Source organism: Actibacterium ureilyticum (assembly GCF_002285435.1).
Taxonomy (GTDB): Bacteria; Pseudomonadota; Alphaproteobacteria; order Rhodobacterales; family Rhodobacteraceae; genus Actibacterium_C; species Actibacterium_C ureilyticum.
Map to the genome: position 1 here is coordinate 267,554 of NZ_NSBT01000037.1, position 19,256 is coordinate 286,809.

Sequence of the window (19,256 nt, forward strand, 5' to 3'; positions counted from 1 at the left end):
GCCCCGAATGGCACGTATCATCCCCTCTTTCGACGCCTTTGCCGACGGGTACAACGCGGGGCGCAACCAGCTGATCTATGCCCGGCTGGCGGCCGATCTGGACACGCCGGTCAGCCTGATGCTGAAGCTGGCGGCGGCGCGCAAGGACAGCTTCATCCTGGAATCGGTGACCGGGGGCGAGGTGCGCGGGCGCTATTCCATGGTGGGGATGAACCCCGACCTGATCTGGGAATGTCGCGGCACCACCAGCCGCCTGAACCGCCAGGCACAGATCGACCCGGACGCGTTCGAGGCGCTGGACGGCGCGCCGCTGGACACGCTGCGGGCGCTGCTGGCCGAATGCCATATCGACACGATGCCCGACGATCTGCCCGCCAGCGCGGCAGGGCTGTTCGGCTATCTGGGCTATGACATGATCCGGCTGGTCGAACACCTGCCAGATGTGAACCCCGATCCGCTGGGCCTGCCCGATGCGGTGCTGATGCGGCCCACGGTCGTGGCGGTGCTGGACGGGGTGAAGGGCGAGGTCACGCTGGTCTCGCCGGCCTGGGTGCGCGATGGCGTGTCGGCCAAGGCGGCCTATAACCAGGCGGCCGAGCGGGTGATGAACGCGCTGCGCGATCTGGACCGTGTGCCCCCCGATGCCAGCCGCGATCTGGGCGATCTGGCGCCGGTGGGCGAACCGGTGTCGAATTTCACCAAGGCGGGCTATATGGCCGCGGTCGAAAAGGCCAAGGAATATATCCGCGCGGGCGATATCTTTCAGGTGGTTCCGGCGCAGCGCTGGAAACAGGATTTCAAGCTGCCGCCGTTTTCGCTTTATCGCAGCCTGCGGCGCACCAACCCCTCGCCCTTCATGTTCTATTTCAATTTCGGCGGGTTTCAGGTGGTGGGCGCCAGCCCCGAGATTCTGGTCCGCCTGCGCGAGGGCGAGGTCACGATCCGCCCCATCGCCGGGACCCGCCCGCGCGGCAAGACACCGGAAGAGGACCGCGCGCTGGAGGCCGACCTGCTGGCCGACAAGAAGGAACTGGCCGAGCATCTGATGCTGCTGGATCTGGGCCGCAACGATGTGGGCCGCGTGGCCAAGATCGGCACCGTCCACCCGACCGAGAAATTCATCATCGAACGCTACAGCCACGTGATGCATATCGTCAGCAACGTGGTGGGCGAAATCGCGGATGGTCAGGATGCCCTGTCGGCGCTGCTGGCGGGTCTGCCCGCGGGCACCGTGTCGGGCGCGCCCAAGGTCCGCGCGATGGAGATCATCGACGAGTTGGAACCCGAGAAGCGCGGCGTCTATGGCGGCGGCGTGGGCTATTTCGCCGCCAATGGCGAGATGGACATGTGCATCGCCCTGCGCACCGCCGTCCTGAAGGACGAGGCGCTTTATATCCAGGCCGGCGGCGGCGTCGTCTATGACAGCGACCCCGAGGCCGAATATCAGGAAACCGTCAACAAATCCAAAGCCTTGCGCCGCGCGGCCGAGGATGCAGGCCTGTTCGGCGGCACCGGCAACGGCTAGCCCACCGCGGCGCGTGTCGCGCGCGCGGCGAAACAGCCCTGTTTGGCGTTGTGTATATCGACAAAGGCCACGCCGGGACCGGCCAGCATCGCCTCCAGCCTGTGACGCAGCCCGGCGCCGTCGGTGATATCGGCCTCTGCCATGAACCCTGCCATGTCGAAAGCGCGCAGCGACAGCACCCGCCGCGTCAGCACCTGCGGCAGCGCGCCGGGGCGCGGCGTGGCCCGGATCGCGCCCTTGCGGACAAAGATCGCATGCGTCGCGGCATAGGGCGAGGCGACATCCAGATGCCGGTAATTCGTCAGGATCAGCTCCTCGCCCACCGCCGCGTCCCGCAGGCTGACCCGACAGGGATAGCCGGGATCGGCATCGGCCCGAACCCGGCGCGCACCGCGTTCGGCCAGCGCCGCATCGGACAGATCGAAAAGCGCCGCAAAGGGCGCATAGTCAAGGGCGTGGATCTGGAATGTCATGGTCTGGCGGTCCTGTCTTGTGGGCCGTGACAGGATGCGCCGGGGCGCGCGGGCGGGCGACCCGGATCCTGCGGGATTGCCCGCGGGGCGGACAGGTTGTATCCGGCGGTGGGCCGCCCCGGCGCGGCCTGCCACAATCGCCCGCACCCGACACAGACATCACCGCACAGGCCCCGACCATGACCCCAGCCCCGCTTTCCGATGCCGATTGGCCCACCGAAATCGACGACCTGCGCGACGGGTTCGCGGGGGCGCTGAACGTCTATCGGACCATGGCGCATCACCCTGACCTGCTGCGCGCCTGGGCGCCGCTGCGCCAGCATCTGGTCCGCGACAGCGCGCTGGGGCCCGAACGGTCCGAGGTCGTGATCCTGCGCACCGGTCTGCGGCTGGGCTCGTCCTATGAATGGGCGCATCACGTGTCGCGCGCCCGTGCGCTGGGAATGTCCGATGACCGGATCGCCGCGCTGAAAACCATGCCCGAGGGCGAGGATGCCCTGCTGGCCCAGGCCGTCGACGCGATCCTGGACCACCACCGCCTGCCGCCGGATCTGGAACGCGCGCTGACCGCGGCCATCGGCACCCGGGCGGTGTTCGACCTGATCGCGACGGTGGGGTTCTATTCGGTGCTGGGCACGATCCTGATGACCTATGACGTGCCGATCGACCCCGCCATCGCGCGCGAGCTGGCGGAAAACCCGCTTTAGGGCGCGCCGAAGCCGGGATCCTCTGGCACCGCCAACAGGGTGTTCAGCGCGTTGATCGCGGCGGGCAGCCCGCCATAAAGCGCCATCTGCCAGATCGTCTCGGCGATCTCGCGGCGGGACAGACCGGCCTTCAGCGCGGCCTCGATATTGATGCGCAGCTGCGGCTCGGTCTGCCCGCCCAGAGCCGTCAGCGCGGCAATCGTCGCGACATAGCGCTGGCGCATGTCCAGCCCCGGACGCCCGTAGAACCGGCCATAGGCCATGTCGACCACCGTATCGGCCATGCCCGGCAACAGATGGTCATAGCGCGCTTGCAGCACCGCATGGACACCGGGGTTCAGCGCCTCGGCCAGATCGTGGCCGTCGGTTTCGTTGGGCCCGCTCATCGCAGCACCCCGCCCAGCGTAAAGCCGCCATCGACCACGATGTTCTGACCGGTGACAAAGCCCGCATCGTCCGACAAGAGCCACGCGGCGGTGCCCGCCACATCGCCGGGCTGGCCATTGCGGCGCAGCGGCGTGTGATCGGACAGCCGCCGCGACAGGTCGGTGTCCAGCACCTGCGCCGCCATCGGCGTCAGGATAACGCCGGGGCTGATCGCGTTCACCCGCTGGCCGCGCGGCCCGGCCTCGACCGCGAAGACCCGCGTTATGGCCGCAAGCCCCGCCTTGGTCGCGGCATAGGCGCCGGTGCCGGGCATCACCGCCCCGGCGGTCCAGGACGCATTGATCAGCGCCGCGCCCGCGCCCATCCGCGCCAGGCATTGCGCGACCGTCTGCTGGGTGCCGATCAGGTTCACCCGCACCAGTTCGTCGAACGCCTCAGGCGCGACTTCCGACAGCGGCGTGAACGCGCCCAGATGGCCCGCATTGGCAAAGACGCCGTGCAGCGCGCCGAATTCGGCCATCAACACGTCCAGCCCACGGGCAATCGCGGCTGGATCGGCGATATCGCAGGGATGCACCAGCGCCCGGCCGCCGGTGGCGGCAATCTCGTCTGCGACCTGCTGCAACGGTGCGGCCCGGCGGCCCCAAAGCGCCAGCGCCGCGCCCTCGCGCGCCAGACGCAGCGCCACCGCGCGCCCCATACCGCTGCCTGCGCCGGTCACCAGCACCACGCGGTCCTCAAATCGGTTGTTCATGCCATGCTCTCGTTTTGCTTGCGATGGCTGGCAGGGTAATGTCATAGATTTCGGGTGATAATCCGGTTATCCATTGGCTCTTTACAAAGGAATACTTTTGAATGGACCTGTTCACCGCCATGCGCACCTTTGTCACCGTCGCCCAGGACGGGTCGATGGCGGCGGCGGCGCGGCGGCTGAACGTGACCAGCGCGCTGGTGGGCCAACGGATCGCCGCGCTGGAGGATCACCTGCAATCGCGGCTGCTGAACCGCACCACGCGCCAGCACAGCCTGACCGAATTCGGCGCGAATTACCTGGAGCATTGCCGCGACATCCTGGAGCTGGTCGCCCGCTCGGAAGGCAGCGCCAGCGACCAGCTTGAGCGCCCGCAGGGGCTGTTGCGCATCGCCGCGCCGGTCAGCTTCGGGACCGAGGCGCTGATGCCCGCGCTGGGGGCGTTCACCCAACAGGCGCCCGAGGTCACGTTCGATCTGGTGCTGTCGGACAGCAACGAGGATCTGATCGCGGGCGGGTTCGACGCGGCCTTTCGGATCGGCGCGTTGCAGGACAGCACGCTGTTGCAGACCCGGCTGGCGCCCTATCGGATGGTGCTGTGCGCGGCGCCCGCGTATCTGGCGGCACAGGGGGCGCCCGGCCATCCCGCCGATCTGGACCGGCACCGGGCGATCCTGTTTTCCCGCACCGGGCGCCGTCCCTGGCGGTTCAGCCGGGGCACGGAACGCCACAGCTGGGCGCCCCGCGCGGCGATCACCGTGAACGCCGGGCACGCGGTGCGGCGCGCGGTGCTGGCGGGGATGGGGATCGCGATGCTGCCACAGGTGCTGGCGCGCGACGGCCTGCGGGACGGCGCGTTGGTACCGCTCTTGCCGGAGTGGGATCTGCCGGAACAGCCGATGTCGCTGATCTATCACCGGGACCGGTACCGCCCGCAGCGTCTGGTCCGGTTCATCGCCTTCGCCAGATCGGCCTTTGGCGTGCCCCGGCCCTGATCGCCCGGGGGCTATCGCGTCAGCAGGGCCGAGATCGGGGCCAGGTTCATCTCGCCCCCCTTGCCCGCCAGCGCCCAGGTCAGCAGCGCCGACAGCGTGTCGGGCCGAGTGTGGCCCAGCACCGCCACCTGTCCCTGCTGACCGGCCTTGAACGCCGCGCGGTCCAGATAGCGGTGGATCGTGCCCGCATCCTCGCCCTTGGCATCCAGCACCCGGAACACCATCGCGTTTGGCACCCCTTGCGAGGTCGCGACCTGTTGCGCCGCGTTCAGCCCGCGTTCGAACGACACCAGCCCATGACCGGATTCGCCCGCGATCGCCACCATCTGACGCAGCATGGCGCGGTTGGTCTGGCCGCCCGCGATGCCGGGATCCATCACCGCCACGGCGTTCGGCACCCGGTTCAGATAGGTGGTCAGCGAGACCTCGACATCCTGCGCGGTGGCCCCATCGGGCAGACCGCCGGCCATCATGATCACCTCGTGCCCCGCCTGGCGATAGTCGCGCGCGGCGATGCTGGCGTCCTTTTGCGCGGCATCGACCACGAAGGTCACCGGAAAGGCCAGTTCGCGCAGCGCCTCGGGCGACAGGCGGGTGCCCGGCGCATCGATCAGGATGACCGAAAACAGCGGCTTGCCGTCGACCGGATCGAAGGGCACGGCGTTACGTGTCAGTGCCCGGCCGTCATCGGGCGCCGTATCGGCCCCGGTGCCACCCGGCAGGCTGCCCGGCGCGGCAGGCGCCGGCCCCTCGCCCCCGATGGTCGGCAGGCGGTTGACCCGCACCTTGGGCACGCTGATCTGGCGTCCCGGCACGGCCACGCGCAGCGCCCCGGTGGCGCGGTCTTCGCCCTCGGCCTCGGCCACGGGGGCTTCGGGCGCGGGCTCAGGCTCTGGCGTGGGGTCGGTGCCCGGGCGCACGACACGCGGCAGCGGCGCGGGCTCAGCCTCGGGCGCGGGTTGCGGATCGGTGCCGGGGCGCAGGACGCGCGGCTGCGGCGCCGGGTCGGTGGCAATCTCGGGGGCCGGCTGCGGTTCGGGGGCCGGCACCGGATCGGTCACGCGCGGCGTGGCGGGCGACGGATCGACCCCATCGCCAATCGGGGACGGTTCGCTGCCGGGACGGGCCAGCCGGGGCAGCGGCGTCGCGGGCTGCGCCGGATCGGGCAGCGGCTCGACCACCGGAACCGAGGGCGCGGCGGGCGCGGGCACGGCAGGCGCCGCGGGCAGGTCGGGCGCCGGAACCGGCAGCGGCGTGGCGGTGGGCGGCACCTCGGGCAGGGTTTCGGCGCGCGGGCGGTCGACACCGGCAGGCGGCGGCCCGGCGGGGCCGTCGGGCGCGGGCGGCAATCCGGCGATCACCATATCCTGCGCCGGTGGCTGTTCGGGCGCGCGCGGCGCTTCGGGCTGCAACACCGGCTGCGGCAGGGCGGCGGGCGCGGTCTCGGCCATTTCGGGATCGGCGGGCGCGGTGGGCTGTTCCGGCGGGCTGGCCTCGGGCGCGACGACGATGCGGGCGTGATCCTCGGGCAGTTGCGCGGCGTCGCCGCCTTCTGGCGCGGTGGTCTGCGGCAGCTCGACCGTTTCAACCACCGGCGGCGCGGCGGGATCGGGCGCGACGGTTTCGGGCGCGGCGGGTTCCGCCACGACCGGCGCGGGGTCGGTGGGCGCGGTCACTTCGGGCGCGGGTGCGGCCGGTTCCGGCGCGGGGATCTCGGCGGTGATCGCGGGTTCGGGCGGCAACATCGCGCGTTTGGGGGGCGGCGCCAATAACGACAGGATCCCTGCCCCAAACAGCGCCACGACCAGACCCAGAACGGCTCCACCCAATATGCCTCTGCCCATACTCGCCTCCGTCGGTTCGGCTTTTGCCGTTCTTATCCAACCGATAACCGTGCCCTTGGCCCTTGACCGCGGCACGCTGCTCTGAACATGTATACCCCGACCGTGGCTGCGGTTCACCCCCTATTCACGAAAGCGCCCAAAATGCTGTTGATGATCGATAACTATGACAGTTTTACCTATAATCTCGTCCACTACCTGGGCGAATTGGGCGCGCAAACCGAAGTCTGGCGCAATGACGCGCTGGATGTGCAGCAGGCGATGGCCCTGCGCCCCGAGGCGATCATCCTGTCCCCCGGCCCCGGCACGCCCGACGATTCCGGCATCTGCCCCGCGCTGGTCGAAGCCGCGGCCGAAACCGAAACCCCGCTTCTGGGCGTCTGCCTGGGCCACCAGACGATCGGCCAGGTCTTCGGCGGCAAGGTCAGCCGCGCGGGCGAGATCGTGCATGGCAAGATGGGCACGATGCACCATGACGGCACCGGGGTTTTCACCGGCCTGCCCTCGCCATTCGCGGCGACGCGCTATCATTCGCTGGTGGTGGAACGCGACAGCATTCCCGACGATCTGGTGGTCAACGCCTGGCTGGATAACGGGCTGGTGATGGGCATGCGGCACAAGACGCTGCCGATCCATGGGGTGCAGTTTCACCCTGAATCCATCGCCTCGGAACACGGGCACAAACTGTTGAAGAACTTTCTGGATCTGATGGCGGTCCCGGCATGAGCGACGCGCTGAAACCGCTGATCGCGGCCGCTGCCGACCGCCCCCTGACCCGGGACGAGGCCGAGGCCGCGTTCGACATCCTGTTCGAAGGCACCGCGACGCCCGCCCAGATCGGCGGGTTGCTGATGGCGCTGCGCACGCGGGGCGAAACGGTGGATGAGTTCGCCGCCGCGGCCAGCGTGATGCGCGCCCATTGCCACAAGGTCACAGCGCCCGAGGGCGCGATGGATATCGTCGGCACCGGCGGGTCGGGCAAGCCCACGCTGCAGATCTCGACCGCGACCGCCTTTACCGTGGCGGGCGCGGGTGTGCCGGTGGCCAAGCATGGCAATCGCAAGCTTTCCTCGAACTCGGGCGCGGCGGATGCGCTGGGGGTCAACGGCATTCAGGTGATGGTCGGCTCGGAAGTGGTTGAAAAGGCACTGAAAGAGGTCGGCATCGCCTTTATGATGGCGCCGATGCACCACCCGGCGATCAAACATGTGATGCCCGCGCGCCAAGAACTGGGCACGCGGACGATTTTCAACATTCTGGGGCCGCTCACGAACCCCGCGGGCGTCAAACGGCAACTGACCGGCGCGTTTTCGCGCAGCCTGATCCGGCCGATGGCCGAAACGCTGCGCACGCTGGGGTCCGAGGCCGCGTGGCTGGTCCACGGCTCGGACGGCACGGACGAGCTGACCATCACCGGCATCAGCTGGGTCGCCGCGCTGGAGGATGGCAAGATCCGAGAGTTCGAGCTGCACCCCGAGGAGGCCGGCCTGCCCGTCCACCCGTTCGAGGCGATCACCGGTGGCACGCCAGAGGAGAACGGCAAGGCGCTGGCCGCCGTTCTGGGCGGCGCAAAAGGCGCCTATCGCGATGCGGTGCTGCTGAACGCGGCGGGCGCGCTGATGGTGGCGGGCACCGTGGGCAACCTGAAAGACGGGGTTGCCGTGGCCGCTGACAGCATCGACAGCGGCGACGCGCTGGCCAAGCTCAAGGCGCTGGCCGCGCTGACCTCGGCCGCTGCGGCGGCCTGATGGCCGCGCCTGCGGATCTGGGCGGCTGGGCCGATCTGCCGTTCTTCACGCAGGATCTGCCGCGCATTCAGCGGGCTTTGGCCAACGATCCGCGTGACATCCTGCCGCCCAAGGATCAGATTTTCGCCGCGCTGCGCCTGACCCCGCCGGAGCAGACCCGCGTCGTGATCCTGGGCCAGGACCCGTACCCGACGCCCGGCCACGCCCATGGGCTGGCCTTTTCCGTGGAACCGGACGTGCGCCCCCTGCCCCGGTCATTGTCCAACATTTACAAAGAGATGCAGGATGATCTTGGCGCGACACCGCCCACTGGCGACCTGCGCGGCTGGGCGCGCCAGGGGGTGTTGCTGCTGAACACTGTGCTGACCGTGCCCGCGGGCGATGCCAACGGGCACAAGGCCCTGGGCTGGCAAGAGCTGGCCCATCAGGTGCTGGCGCGTGCCTCGCAGCACCCCACGGCGTTCATTCTGTGGGGCAAACAGGCGCAAGCGCTTGAAATCCACATCGAAACAGGCGATCACCTGATCCTGAAAACCGCCCATCCCTCGCCCCTGTCGGCGCGGCGCGGCTTTTTCGGCTCGCGCCCGTTTTCGACGGTGAACACCTGGCTGCGGGCGCGCGGCGCGCCGGGGATCGACTGGACGGTCACAGCAAAGGAGCCGGCATGAGCGCCACCATTCTGGACAAGATCAAGACCTATAAGCTGGAAGAGGTCGCCGCCGCCAAGGCCGCGCTGCCCCTTGACGCGCTGGAGGCCGAAGCGGCCGAGGCCAGCCCCGTGCGCGGCTTTGCCGAGGCGCTGTTTACCGCCGCCCGCACTGGTTATGGCCTGATCGCCGAGATCAAGAAGGCCAGCCCGTCCAAGGGGCTGATCCGCCCCGATTTCGACCCGCCCGCGCTGGCCAAAGCCTATGAAGAGGGCGGCGCCACCTGTCTGAGCGTGCTGACCGACACACCGTCGTTCCAGGGCGCGCCCGAGTTCCTGACCCAGGCCCGCGCGGCGGTCGACCTGCCCGCGCTGCGCAAGGATTTCCTCTATGACACCTATCAGGTGGCCGAGGCCCGCGCCTGGGGCGCCGATTGCATCCTGATCATCATGGCCAGTGTCTCGGACGCCCAGGCGGTCGAATTGGAAGACGCCGCGCTCCGCTGGGGCATGGATGTGCTGATCGAGGTGCACAACGCCGAAGAGCTGGAACGCGCCCTGCTTCTGAAATCCCCCCTGATCGGCATAAACAACCGTGATCTCAATACGTTCGAGACCTCTCTTGACGTGACCAAGACGCTGGCCCGGCAGATCCCCGAGGATCGGTTGATCGTGTCGGAAAGTGGGCTTTTCACGCCCGAGGATCTGGCGCAAATGGCGATGTATGGGGCGCGCTGTTTCCTGATCGGCGAAAGCCTGATGCGGCAGGACGATGTGGCGGGGGCGACGCGGGCGCTGCTGTCCAATCCGCCGGTTGGTGGGGGGATGTGATGGCAGAGCTTACGCATTTCGACGATCAGGGCCATGCGCATATGGTCGATGTGTCGGGCAAGCCCGTGACCGACCGGATCGCCACCGCCGAAGGCTGCGTGAGGATGACGCCGGAAACACTTGATCTGATTGTGGAAAACCGCGCCAAGAAAGGCGACGTTCTGGGCGTGGCCCGGCTGGCGGGGATCATGGGCGCCAAGAAGACCGCCGAGCTGATCCCGCTGTGTCACCCGCTGCCGATCACCAAGGTGACGGTCGACCTGACCCCCGATGCGGCCCTGCCCGGCATCCGCATCACCGCGACGGTCAAGACCAGCGGCCAGACCGGGGTCGAGATGGAGGCGCTGACCGCCGTCACCACCGCCGCGCTGACCGTCTATGACATGGTCAAGGCCGCCGACAAGGCGATGGAGATCACCGATATCCGCCTGATGCTGAAGGATGGTGGCAAGTCGGGCCGGTACGAGGCGCGCACATGATCTCGGTTGCCGAGGCGCTGGAACAGGTTCTGGCGCTGGCAACCCCGCTGGGGTCCGAAACCGTGCCGCTGACTGACGCCGCCGGCCGCGTACTGGCCGCCCCGGTCAGCGCCGCACGCGACCAGCCACCCTTCGATGCGTCGGCTATGGATGGCTATGCCGTGAACGGGGTCGAGGCCGAACCGCATGCCCAGTTTCAGGTCATCGGCACCTCGGCCGCCGGTCACGGGTTCGACGGCACGGTCGGCCCCGGTCAGGCGGTGCGCATCTTCACCGGCGCGCCGCTGCCTGCGGGCACCGACCGGGTGGTGATCCAAGAGGATGTGAGCCGCAGCGGCGCGTTGATCACCCTGTCGCCCCAGCTGGATGCCGGGCCGCATGTGCGGCCAGCGGGCAATGATTTCCGCGCGGGCTTCACCATGGACCCGCCGCGTTTGCTGAACGCTTTCGACGTGACGCTGCTGGCGGCGATGAACATCGCGCAGGTGCCGGTGGTGCGCAAGCCGCAGGTCGCGCTGATCGCCACCGGCGACGAGCTGGTGATGCCGGGCGAGGACCCCGCGCGCGATCAGATCATCGCCTCGAACTCCTTCGGACTGAAGGCGCTGTTCGAACAGGCGGGCGCGCATGTGCGGCTGTTGCCGATTGCGGCGGACCGTCCGGCGGCGCTGAAAACCGCGTTCGATCTGGCGGCGGGCGCCGATCTGGTGGTGACCACCGGCGGCGCGTCGGTCGGGGATCACGACATCGTGGCCGAGGTCGCCGCCGAGCTGGGGATGGAGCCCGCTTTCTATAAGGTCGCGATGCGCCCCGGCAAGCCGCTGATGGCGGGGCGGCTGGGCGATGCGGCCATGGTGGGACTTCCGGGAAACCCCGTCTCCTCAATGGTTTGTGGGATTGTTTTCATCTTGCCGATGCTGCGCAAGATGCGGCATCTGGGCACGGCCCGCGCCCCGCGCGCGCAGGCCCCGCTGGCGGTCGACATGCCCGCCAACGGCCCGCGCGAACATTACATGCGGGCGCAGCTGCGCGACGATGGCCTGCACCCGATGACCAGCCAAGACAGCGCGTTGCTGTCGGTGCTGGCACAGGCCGATGTCCTGCTGATCCGCCCGCCCCAGGACTGGGCGCGCCGGGCCGGGGAAATCGTGGAATACCTGCCACTTGCGGGCTGGCTTGACACAAAACAGGAACATGCGTAGAACATAAAAGAACATGCCCCCAGTGCAATCGGGGCGGACCCGAGCGAGGGAGAGCAGAATGTTAACACGCAAGCAACTGGATTTGCTGAAATTTATCGACAAGCGGCTGCAAGCCGACGGCGTCCCCCCGTCTTTTGACGAGATGAAAGAGGCGCTGGATCTGCGGTCGAAATCCGGCATTCACCGCCTGATCACCGCCTTGGAAGAGCGCGGCTTCATCCGCCGCCTGCCGCATCGCGCGCGGGCGATTGAAATCCTGAAGATGCCCGATGGCAGCGACCGTGGCGGGTTCACCCCCCGCGTGATCGACGGCGACGCGCCGCCCCCGCCGCCGGGCAACGCGCTGCCGGTCGAGGCCGTGCACGCGATGGAGCTGCCCGTCATGGGCCGCATCGCCGCGGGCACCCCGATCGAGGCGATCTCGCAAGTGTCGCACAATGTCGCGGTGCCGGGCTCGATGCTGGCCGGGCGCGGGCATCACTATGCGCTTGAGGTCAAGGGCGATTCGATGATCGACGCGGGCATCAACGATGGCGATGTGGTGGTGATCCGCGAACAGACCACGGCCGAGAATGGCGAGATCGTCGTCGCCCTGGTCGAGGGGCACGAGGCGACGCTGAAACGGTTCCGGCGCAAGGGCGAGATGATCGCACTGGAGGCGGCAAACCCCGCCTATGAAACCCGCGTGCTGCCGAGCGACAAGGTCAAGGTGCAGGGCCGGCTGGTCGGTCTGATCCGCAATTACTGAGACCAGAGCCGCCCGCCACCGGCGGGTTTGGCATGCACGAATTCGGGGCCATCGGGCGTGTCATAGACCGCGATGGCCCCGGTCTTTTCCAGCGCCTTGCGGTCCAGAATGGCGCAGCCTGCGGGCGCCGGGTCCTCCAGCACGCGGGGCAGAATCACCCAGCCCTCGGCGCAGGCTTGCGGCAATTTCTCGGCCCAGCCGCGCCCGGAAACCAGCGTGAACGCCGCGCCCGAAACCATTGTTTTCAAGCTACCTTTGCTGCCCGAAAGGCCCGGGCGCTGAAACGCCGCGTCCTGCATCGCGCGGTCGCCGTCATTTTCCAGCCAGCTGCGGGCGGTGAACCCCTCGCCCTTGGGTTTGGTCATCACCCGGCCCGCATCGGTCAAAACGCCCATCAACCCGCCGCTCTCGGCGATCAGCAGCGCCGGGCGTTCGGTCATGGCCCAAAGCACAAAGGCCAAAGCCGCCGGGATCAGCCCCGCGAACCGCGCGCGCCCCTGCCACAGGATCACGAACAGCGCCCCCAGCGCCAGCAGCGGCACCACCGGCGCCATCGGCTGCATCACCGGCCAGACCGAGCCGTCCAGCCCCGCCACCACATGCGCCACCTTCAGGATCCAGGCGATGCCCCAGCGCATCACCTCGAGCGGCATCCAGGCCAGCCCGAAGGGCGCCAGCAGCACCGCCACCAGCGCCGCGGGGATCACCATCAGCCCCATCAGTGGCACGGTCAGCAGGTTCGCCATCAGCCCGTATTGCGCGACCTGGTTGAAATGCGCCGCCGCAAAGGGCGCGGTCGCCGCCCCGGCCACCGCTGACGAGGCCAGCACCGCCACAACCGGTTGCAACACGCGCGGGGCGCGCCAGCGGTCGGGCCATCGCCGCAGCGCCCCGAAGACCGCCACCAGCGCCGTGGTCGCGGCGAATGACATCTGGAACCCCGGCTGGGTCAGGCTTTCGGGCGCGATCACCAGGATCAGCGTCGCCGCCAGCGCCACCGCGCGCAGCGTGATCGCCCGGCGGTCCAGCAGCACGGCGCAGAACATGACCGCCACCATGATGAACGCCCGTTCCGTCGCCACGCTGGCACCCGACAGCACCAGATAGACGGCGCCGCCCGCCAAAGCGCCGACAGCGGCCAGCTTCTTGCCCGACACCCGCAGCGCCAGCCACGGGATCAGCGCCACCAGAAACCGCAGCGCGGCAAAGACCGTGCCGGTCAACAGGCCCATATGCAGCCCCGAGATCGCCAGCAGATGCGCCAGGTTGGAATCGCGCAGATCCTGTAGCGGTGCGCGGGCGATGGCCGACCGGTCCCCGGTCAGGATCGCGGCGGCAAAGGCGCCCTCGTCCCCCGGCATCGCGTCCCGGATCGCGCGCGACAGTGACAGGCGCGCCCGATAGACCCACAGCGCCGCGCTGCCCGGTTCGGGCGGCGCCCAGACCACCATCGGCACGCGGGTATAGCCCACGCCGCCGATGCGGTCGAACCAGGCGCGGCGGCGAAAATCGAAGCCCCCCGGCTCGGACGGGGCGGGCGGCGGCGACAGATGGGTGGTCAGCAGCACGACCGTGCCCGGCACGGGCTCTGCCGGTTCGCCATGCAGCGACACCCGGATGCGCGCGGGCGTGCGATCAGCCGCCATCCCCTCGATCCAGACCCGGTCGAGCGTCAGGCGCGGCGCGTCCGAGATCGAGCGATCCAGCGCCACCACACGCCCCTGCACGGCGCCATAAAAGCGATAATCCAGCACCGGCGCGCCCACCAGATGCGCCCGCCCCGCCGCCAGCAGCGTGCCAAGCGCGATCAGGGCCAGCGCGCCCGCGATCGGGCCGGTCTCCTCTGGTCCCCAGCGGACCAGCGCCAGGCACAGCGCCGCAACGGCCCCCAGGCCGCCCAGCAACAGCCCGCCCGGTTCGGCCGGCCACGCGAAATAGGCGCCGATCCCGATGGCCAGCGCCACCGGCACCCAGCAGAACAGATGCCCCCGCTGCGCCTGGACCGCGTTCAGCACCTGCATCCCTTGTCCTTATCCGCCCGATTGCTTAATCAGGCCCTAACGCTATCTCTCACATGGTTTCCAGAAGGTTAACGCGCATGTCCGACGCACCGGTTGTCACACGCTTTGCCCCCTCGCCCACGGGGTTCCTGCATATCGGAGGGGCGCGCACGGCGCTGTTCAACTGGCTTTATGCGCGCGGGCGCGGCGGCAAGTTCCTGTTGCGGATCGAGGATACGGACCGCGAACGCTCCACCCCCGAAGCGACGGCGGCGATCCTGAAGGGGCTGGACTGGCTGGGGCTGGACTACGACGGCGAGGCGATCAGCCAGTTCGACCGCGCCGACCGCCATGCCGCCGTTGCGCATCAGCTTCTGGCCGAGGGCAAGGCGTATAAGTGTTTCTCGACCCAGGAGGAAATCGCCGCCTTCCGCGAGGCCGCGCGGGCGGAGGGCAAGTCGACCCTGTTCCGCAGCCCCTGGCGCGATGCCGATCCCGCGACCCATCCCGACGCGCCCTTCGTAGTTCGGATCAAGGCGCCCCAGGACGGCGCGACGGTGATCGCCGACCAGGTGCAGGGCGACGTGACGATCCGCAACGATCAGCTGGATGACATGATCCTGTTACGTTCCGATGGCACGCCCGTCTACATGCTGGCCGTTGTTGTCGATGACCATGACATGGGTGTGACCCATGTGATCCGCGGGGATGATCACCTGAACAATGCCGCGCGGCAGATGATGATCTATGGTGCGATGGGATGGGACGTGCCGGTCTGGGCGCATATCCCGCTGATCCACGGCCCCGATGGCAAGAAACTGTCCAAGCGCCACGGCGCGCTGGGGGTCGAGGAATATCAGGCGATGGGCTATCCCGCGCCCGGCATGCGCAATTACCTGGCCCGTCTGGGCTGGAGCCATGGCGATGACGAGTTCTTTACCGACGAACAGGCGCAGGCGTGGTTCGATTTCAACGGGATCGGCAAATCGCCCGCCCGGTTCGACTTCAAGAAGCTGGAAAACCTGTCGGGCCAGCACATCGCCGTGATGGACGATGCTGCGCTGCTGCAAGAGGTCACGGGCTATCTTCAGGCCCGCGGCGACACGCCGCTGTCGCCGGAACAGAATGACGGGTTGCTGAAGGCGATGTCGGTGCTGAAACAGGGCAGCCGGACCTATGGCCAACTGCTTGACAAGGCTTGGTTTATCCTGGGTTCGCGCCCCTTTGCCCCGGACGAGAAAGCGGCCAAGGCGCTGGATACAGTATCCCTTGGTATACTGAAGCAATTGACGCCGCAGTTGCAAAATGCTAGCTGGTCTCGCGAAGTGCTGGAGACGGTGGTTTCGGACGTGGCAGAGGCCAACGACCTGAAGCTGGGCAAGCTGGCCCAACCCCTGCGCGCCGCACTGGCCGGGCGGATGGTATCGCCCAGCGTTTTCGACATGATGCTGATCCTGGGGCGGGAGGAGACGCTTGCCCGGATCGCAGATACACAGGGCTGAGGGGCCCGGTTTCGGTCCCTTTTTTGCCGCCACGATACCGACCGGCGCCCGTCCGCGTGCCGGTCTTTCAAACAGAGAGGGATCTATATGGCTGACAGCAATAAGACTGCCACGCTGAGCTTTGGCGACAAAACACTGGAACTTCCGATCCTCAGCCCGACGGCCGGTCCTGACGTGATCGACATCTCGAAACTCTATGGCCAGGGCGGCGTCTTCACCCACGATCCGGGCTTCACCTCGACCTCGGCCTGTGAATCGACCATCACCTATATCGACGGCGACAAGGGCGAGCTGCTGCATCGCGGCTATCCGATCGACCAGCTGGCCGCGAAATCCCATTACCTGGAGGTCTGCTTCCTGCTGCTTTACGGTCATCTGCCGACCGCGGCCGAGCTGGAGAAGTTCGAGACCACCATCACCCACCACACCATGCTGCACGAGCAGATGGTGAATTTCTTCCGCGGGTTCCGCCGTGACGCGCCGCCGATGGCGATCATGGTGGGTGTCGTGGGGGCGATGTCGGCCTTCTATCACGACAGCACCGATATTTCCGATCCGCGCCAGCGCGAGATCGCCAGCCACCGCCTGATCGCCAAGATGCCGACCATCGCGGCCTGGGCGTTCAAGTATTCGGTGGGCCAGCCCTTCGTCTATCCGCGCAACGATCTGGATTACGCGTCGAACTTCCTGCGGATGTGCTTTGCCGTCCCGGCCGAGGAATATCAGGTCGACCCGATCCTGGCCCGCGCGATGGACCGGATCTTTACCCTGCATGCGGATCACGAACAAAACGCGTCGACTTCGACCGTGCGGCTGGCCTCAAGCTCGGGGGCAAACCCGTTTGCCTGTATCGCCGCCGGCATCGCCTGCCTGTGGGGGCCGTCGCATGGTGGCGCCAACCAGGCCTGTCTGGAGATGCTGCGCGAGATCGGCACCGTCGACCGGATCCCCGAATTCATCGCCCGTGCCAAGGACAAGAACGATCCGTTCCGCCTGATGGGCTTCGGCCACCGGGTCTACAAGAATTTCGACCCGCGCGCGACCGTGATGAAGCAATCCGCGGACGAGGTTCTGGATCTGCTGGGCGTGGAAGACAACCCCACCCTGCAGGTCGCGAAAGAGCTGGAAGCCGCCGCGCTGGCCGATCCCTATTTCGCCGAGAAGAAGCTGTTCCCGAACGTGGATTTCTATTCGGGCATCATCCTCGAGGCGATGGGCTTCCCGACCTCGATGTTCACGCCGATCTTCGCGCTTTCGCGCACCGTGGGCTGGGTCAGCCAGTGGAAAGAGCAGCTGGCCGATCCGGCGCTGAAAATCGGCCGCCCGCGCCAGCTTTATACCGGCGCGACGCTGCGCGATTATGTGGATGTCGAAGACCGGTAAACCCGGGCTTACAAAACCGAATACAGGCCGCCCCCACCGGGCGGCCTTTGTCGTTTCGCGCCTGACATCGTAATTTTTCCCTTGGCGCCAGCGAAACCCGCTATGATGGCGCGACCTGATATCCTGTTCACGCGCCCGGTCGGCCATGACGGCCCCGGGGCGGCAGTTTGGGGGATCCGCGTTTGGCTGGGGAAACCTTCCTTCTGTCCGGCGACCAGATCGCGACCTATACCTCGTCGACCGTCACCTTTCCCGGCGGGTTGTCGACGATACAGTTGAACGGCCTGTCGCCGCTGGGCGACGCCGACAGCCGGTTTTTCCTGATCCGCGTGACCGGCGACACGCCCGAGGCCGCCAATGGCCAGTTCTTCGCGGTCTATCCGGCGGTCGATGACGGCAGCGGCAATCTGGTGCCCGGGGCAGCACCCGTGGTGTCGGCCAATTTCGCGACGCCGGATGCCTATACCGATACCGGCGCGGGGGATGATTACATCATCTTCGGCCTGTTCGGCGGCACGCAATTCGCCGTCAACCTGAACGGCTTCGACGGGGCGACGGAATTCGTCGCGGTGCAGGGCCAGGATCTTGGCGGCAGCGATGCCGATGGCGAGCTGGACATGACCGAGGTCGCCGCCGCCAATCCCGATCTGGTGGTCTGCTTCGTGCGCGGCACCCTGATCGACACGCCCGCCGGGCCGCGCCGGGTCGAGGATCTGTCGGTGGGCACGCTGGTCGACACGCTGGATCACGGGCCGCGCCCGATCTGCTGGATCGCGGGGCGGCAGATCCCGCTGGGCGGCGCCAACCCCGCGCTGCGCCCGGTCCGGATCGGCGCGGACGCCATGGGGCCGGGCGTGCCCGACCGGGACGTTCTGCTGTCACCGGCCCATCGCGTGATGGTCCGCAGCGGGCTGTGCGATCTTTATTTCGGACAGTGCGAGGTCTTTGTGCCCGCGCGCTTTTTGCTGGGCCGCGCCGGGATCACGGTCGCGGACGGGCTGGCGCAGGTGGAATACTGGCACTTCATGTTCGACCGGCACGAGATCGTGCGCGCCTCGGGCCTGCCGGTGGAAAGCTTCTTTCCCGGGACGGTCGGCGCATCGCACCTGTCGCGGGCCGCGCGGGCCGAGCTTTACGCGATCTTCCCCGAACTGCGCCACCGCGACTGGCAGCGGTTCGGCACCACCGCGCGCAAGACCCTGAAACGGTTCGAAGCCGCGCTGCTGCCGCGCCGCTAGCGCCCCTCGTAACGGGCCTTGCGCTTTTCCTGGAACGCCACCACGCCCTCGCGGAAATCGCGGGTGTCGCCGCATTTGCCCTGCATCCGGGCCTCGAGCGCGAGCTGCGCGTCGTAGCTGTTGTCGTGGCTGGCGCGCAGGGCCTCTTTCAGGTGGCGATAGGCCACGGTGGGGCCTTGCGCCAGATGCGCGGCCCGGGCGCGCCAGTGGCTATCGAAATCGGCGTCCGGCACGGCCTCCCAGATCATGCCCCATTGCGCGGCCTGCGTCGCGCTGACCGGCTCGGCGAACAGCGACGCGGCCATGGCGCGGGCCATGCCCACCTGGCGCGGCAGCCAGTATGTGCCGCCCGCATCGGGGATCAGGCCGATCCGCGTGAACGCCTGCAGAAAGATCGCGCTTTCCGCCGCGATCACCACATCCGCCGCCAGCGCCAGGTTCGCCCCCGCCCCCGCCGCCGCGCCATTCACAGCGGCCACGGTCGGGATCGCACAATCGTTCAGCTTGCGCAGCATGGGCGTGTATTCGTCGCGCAGGGTGCGTTCCAGATCCAGGCTGGCGGCCGAACTGTCCGAACCCAGATCCTGACCCGAGCAGAACGCCCGCCCTGCCCCGGTCAGCACCAGCGCGCGGGCGTGCCCCTCGGCCGTCTTGAAGCCGTGCAGGATCTCGGCTCGCATCTGGGCGTTCAGCGCGTTCATCACATCGGGCCGGTTCAGGGTCAGAACCGCCAGATCGTCCGTGATCTCAAGGGTGATCGTCTGATAGTCCATGCCCGCTCCTCGACCTTGCTGAACTGT

Annotated in this window: 19 protein-coding genes; 13 read left to right on the forward strand and 6 right to left on the reverse strand. The window is 68.0% G+C overall.

Annotated features, from left to right (window positions below; all coding sequences use genetic code 11):
- Nucleotides 1-7: 7 nt before the first annotated feature.
- Nucleotides 8-1,525, forward strand: coding sequence for an anthranilate synthase component I (gene trpE, locus CLM60_RS14175; protein ID WP_095589784.1), 1,518 nt, complete (start codon nucleotides 8-10; stop codon nucleotides 1,523-1,525).
- Here trpE and CLM60_RS14180 read toward each other — a convergent pair.
- On the reverse strand, nucleotides 1,522-1,998 hold the full coding sequence (locus CLM60_RS14180; RefSeq protein WP_095589785.1) for a DUF1203 domain-containing protein: 477 nt from the start codon (nucleotides 1,996-1,998) through the stop codon (nucleotides 1,522-1,524). The two genes, trpE and CLM60_RS14180, sit on opposite strands and share 4 nt — an antisense overlap.
- A gap of 179 nt (nucleotides 1,999-2,177) precedes the next feature.
- Between CLM60_RS14180 and CLM60_RS14185 the strand changes: the two genes are divergently transcribed.
- Nucleotides 2,178-2,705 carry a carboxymuconolactone decarboxylase family protein gene (locus tag CLM60_RS14185; RefSeq protein WP_095589786.1) on the forward strand — a complete coding sequence of 176 codons (528 nt, stop codon included), beginning with the start codon at nucleotides 2,178-2,180 and terminating at the stop codon, nucleotides 2,703-2,705.
- Here the strand turns inward: CLM60_RS14185 and CLM60_RS14190 are convergent.
- Both CLM60_RS14190 and CLM60_RS14195 read right to left on the reverse strand, forming a co-directional pair.
- Nucleotides 2,702-3,091, reverse strand: a complete 390-nt coding sequence (locus CLM60_RS14190; protein ID WP_095589787.1) for a carboxymuconolactone decarboxylase family protein — start codon at nucleotides 3,089-3,091, stop codon at nucleotides 2,702-2,704. The two genes, CLM60_RS14185 and CLM60_RS14190, sit on opposite strands and share 4 nt — an antisense overlap.
- Nucleotides 3,088-3,846 carry an SDR family NAD(P)-dependent oxidoreductase gene (locus CLM60_RS14195; RefSeq protein ID WP_095589788.1) on the reverse strand — a complete coding sequence of 253 codons (759 nt, stop codon included), beginning with the start codon at nucleotides 3,844-3,846 and terminating at the stop codon, nucleotides 3,088-3,090. Before CLM60_RS14195 ends, CLM60_RS14190 begins: the two co-directional genes overlap by 4 nt.
- 101 nt (nucleotides 3,847-3,947) lie before the next feature.
- Between CLM60_RS14195 and CLM60_RS14200 the strand changes: the two genes are divergently transcribed.
- Nucleotides 3,948-4,838 (forward strand): LysR family transcriptional regulator, encoded by an 891-nt coding sequence (locus tag CLM60_RS14200; RefSeq protein WP_095589789.1) that lies wholly within the window; start codon nucleotides 3,948-3,950, stop codon nucleotides 4,836-4,838.
- Nucleotides 4,839-4,849: 11 nt separating this feature from the next.
- On the opposite strand, the gene CLM60_RS14205 is transcribed toward CLM60_RS14200, so the two are convergent.
- A complete protein-coding gene (locus CLM60_RS14205; RefSeq protein WP_095589790.1) occupies nucleotides 4,850-6,682 on the reverse strand; it encodes a divergent polysaccharide deacetylase family protein in 1,833 nt (610 codons plus the stop codon).
- Between the two features lie 141 nt (nucleotides 6,683-6,823).
- Between CLM60_RS14205 and CLM60_RS14210 the strand changes: the two genes are divergently transcribed.
- From CLM60_RS14210 to lexA, 7 genes are read left to right on the forward strand one after another with little or no spacing between them, the layout of a single operon-like run.
- Nucleotides 6,824-7,405 carry an aminodeoxychorismate/anthranilate synthase component II gene (locus CLM60_RS14210; protein WP_095589791.1) on the forward strand — a complete coding sequence of 194 codons (582 nt, stop codon included), beginning with the start codon at nucleotides 6,824-6,826 and terminating at the stop codon, nucleotides 7,403-7,405.
- A complete protein-coding gene (gene trpD / locus CLM60_RS14215) occupies nucleotides 7,402-8,427 on the forward strand; it encodes an anthranilate phosphoribosyltransferase (RefSeq protein WP_095589792.1) in 1,026 nt (341 codons plus the stop codon). The genes CLM60_RS14210 and trpD overlap by 4 nt, the downstream gene beginning before the upstream one ends.
- A complete protein-coding gene (locus CLM60_RS14220) occupies nucleotides 8,427-9,095 on the forward strand; it encodes a uracil-DNA glycosylase (protein WP_095589793.1) in 669 nt (222 codons plus the stop codon). Before trpD ends, CLM60_RS14220 begins: the two co-directional genes overlap by 1 nt.
- Nucleotides 9,092-9,904, forward strand: coding sequence for an indole-3-glycerol phosphate synthase TrpC (gene trpC, locus CLM60_RS14225; protein ID WP_095589794.1), 813 nt, complete (start codon nucleotides 9,092-9,094; stop codon nucleotides 9,902-9,904). The genes CLM60_RS14220 and trpC overlap by 4 nt, the downstream gene beginning before the upstream one ends.
- Nucleotides 9,904-10,383 carry a cyclic pyranopterin monophosphate synthase MoaC gene (gene moaC, locus CLM60_RS14230; RefSeq protein WP_095589795.1) on the forward strand — a complete coding sequence of 160 codons (480 nt, stop codon included), beginning with the start codon at nucleotides 9,904-9,906 and terminating at the stop codon, nucleotides 10,381-10,383. Before trpC ends, moaC begins: the two co-directional genes overlap by 1 nt.
- Nucleotides 10,380-11,585: a molybdopterin molybdotransferase MoeA gene (locus CLM60_RS14235; protein ID WP_095589796.1), complete on the forward strand. Its 1,206-nt coding sequence runs from the start codon at nucleotides 10,380-10,382 to the stop codon at nucleotides 11,583-11,585. Before moaC ends, CLM60_RS14235 begins: the two co-directional genes overlap by 4 nt.
- 58 nt (nucleotides 11,586-11,643) lie before the next feature.
- Nucleotides 11,644-12,333: a transcriptional repressor LexA gene (gene lexA / locus CLM60_RS14240; protein ID WP_095589797.1), complete on the forward strand. Its 690-nt coding sequence runs from the start codon at nucleotides 11,644-11,646 to the stop codon at nucleotides 12,331-12,333.
- Here lexA and CLM60_RS14245 read toward each other — a convergent pair.
- On the reverse strand, nucleotides 12,327-14,354 hold the full coding sequence (locus tag CLM60_RS14245; RefSeq protein ID WP_095589798.1) for a ComEC/Rec2 family competence protein: 2,028 nt from the start codon (nucleotides 14,352-14,354) through the stop codon (nucleotides 12,327-12,329). The two genes, lexA and CLM60_RS14245, sit on opposite strands and share 7 nt — an antisense overlap.
- A gap of 77 nt (nucleotides 14,355-14,431) precedes the next feature.
- Here CLM60_RS14245 and gltX point away from each other — a divergent pair, with 77 nt between their 5' ends.
- The 3 genes from gltX (at nucleotide 14,432) to CLM60_RS14260 (ending at nucleotide 18,456) form a co-directional block, all read left to right on the forward strand.
- Nucleotides 14,432-15,835: a glutamate--tRNA ligase gene (gene gltX, locus CLM60_RS14250; RefSeq protein ID WP_095589799.1), complete on the forward strand. Its 1,404-nt coding sequence runs from the start codon at nucleotides 14,432-14,434 to the stop codon at nucleotides 15,833-15,835.
- 87 nt (nucleotides 15,836-15,922) lie between these two features.
- Nucleotides 15,923-17,218: a citrate synthase gene (gene gltA, locus CLM60_RS14255; protein ID WP_095589800.1), complete on the forward strand. Its 1,296-nt coding sequence runs from the start codon at nucleotides 15,923-15,925 to the stop codon at nucleotides 17,216-17,218.
- A gap of 182 nt (nucleotides 17,219-17,400) precedes the next feature.
- The gene (locus CLM60_RS14260; RefSeq protein ID WP_095589801.1) at nucleotides 17,401-18,456 is read left to right on the forward strand and encodes a Hint domain-containing protein; all 1,056 of its coding nucleotides are present in this window, start codon (nucleotides 17,401-17,403) and stop codon (nucleotides 18,454-18,456) included.
- On the opposite strand, the gene CLM60_RS14265 is transcribed toward CLM60_RS14260, so the two are convergent.
- Entirely contained in the window at nucleotides 18,453-19,229 is a 777-nt protein-coding gene (locus tag CLM60_RS14265; RefSeq protein ID WP_095589802.1) for an enoyl-CoA hydratase-related protein, read from the reverse strand. The two genes, CLM60_RS14260 and CLM60_RS14265, sit on opposite strands and share 4 nt — an antisense overlap.
- Between the last annotated feature and the right edge of the window lie 27 nt (nucleotides 19,230-19,256).

Coding starts and splice junctions, on each gene's coding strand:
- CLM60_RS14180 (WP_095589785.1), bottom strand. CDS start 1,998: ATGACATTCCAGATCCACGCCCTTGACTATGCGCCCTTTGCGGCGCTT.
- gltA (WP_095589800.1), top strand. CDS start 15,923: ATGGCTGACAGCAATAAGACTGCCACGCTGAGCTTTGGCGACAAAACA.
- CLM60_RS14200 (WP_095589789.1), top strand. CDS start 3,948: ATGGACCTGTTCACCGCCATGCGCACCTTTGTCACCGTCGCCCAGGAC.
- CLM60_RS14245 (WP_095589798.1), bottom strand. CDS start 14,354: ATGCAGGTGCTGAACGCGGTCCAGGCGCAGCGGGGGCATCTGTTCTGC.
- CLM60_RS14205 (WP_095589790.1), bottom strand. CDS start 6,682: ATGGGCAGAGGCATATTGGGTGGAGCCGTTCTGGGTCTGGTCGTGGCG.
- lexA (WP_095589797.1), top strand. CDS start 11,644: ATGTTAACACGCAAGCAACTGGATTTGCTGAAATTTATCGACAAGCGG.
- trpC (WP_095589794.1), top strand. CDS start 9,092: ATGAGCGCCACCATTCTGGACAAGATCAAGACCTATAAGCTGGAAGAG.
- CLM60_RS14185 (WP_095589786.1), top strand. CDS start 2,178: ATGACCCCAGCCCCGCTTTCCGATGCCGATTGGCCCACCGAAATCGAC.
- CLM60_RS14235 (WP_095589796.1), top strand. CDS start 10,380: ATGATCTCGGTTGCCGAGGCGCTGGAACAGGTTCTGGCGCTGGCAACC.
- trpE (WP_095589784.1), top strand. CDS start 8: ATGGCACGTATCATCCCCTCTTTCGACGCCTTTGCCGACGGGTACAAC.
- trpD (WP_095589792.1), top strand. CDS start 7,402: ATGAGCGACGCGCTGAAACCGCTGATCGCGGCCGCTGCCGACCGCCCC.
- CLM60_RS14265 (WP_095589802.1), bottom strand. CDS start 19,229: ATGGACTATCAGACGATCACCCTTGAGATCACGGACGATCTGGCGGTT.
- CLM60_RS14190 (WP_095589787.1), bottom strand. CDS start 3,091: ATGAGCGGGCCCAACGAAACCGACGGCCACGATCTGGCCGAGGCGCTG.
- CLM60_RS14220 (WP_095589793.1), top strand. CDS start 8,427: ATGGCCGCGCCTGCGGATCTGGGCGGCTGGGCCGATCTGCCGTTCTTC.
- gltX (WP_095589799.1), top strand. CDS start 14,432: ATGTCCGACGCACCGGTTGTCACACGCTTTGCCCCCTCGCCCACGGGG.
- CLM60_RS14195 (WP_095589788.1), bottom strand. CDS start 3,846: ATGAACAACCGATTTGAGGACCGCGTGGTGCTGGTGACCGGCGCAGGC.
- CLM60_RS14210 (WP_095589791.1), top strand. CDS start 6,824: ATGCTGTTGATGATCGATAACTATGACAGTTTTACCTATAATCTCGTC.
- moaC (WP_095589795.1), top strand. CDS start 9,904: ATGGCAGAGCTTACGCATTTCGACGATCAGGGCCATGCGCATATGGTC.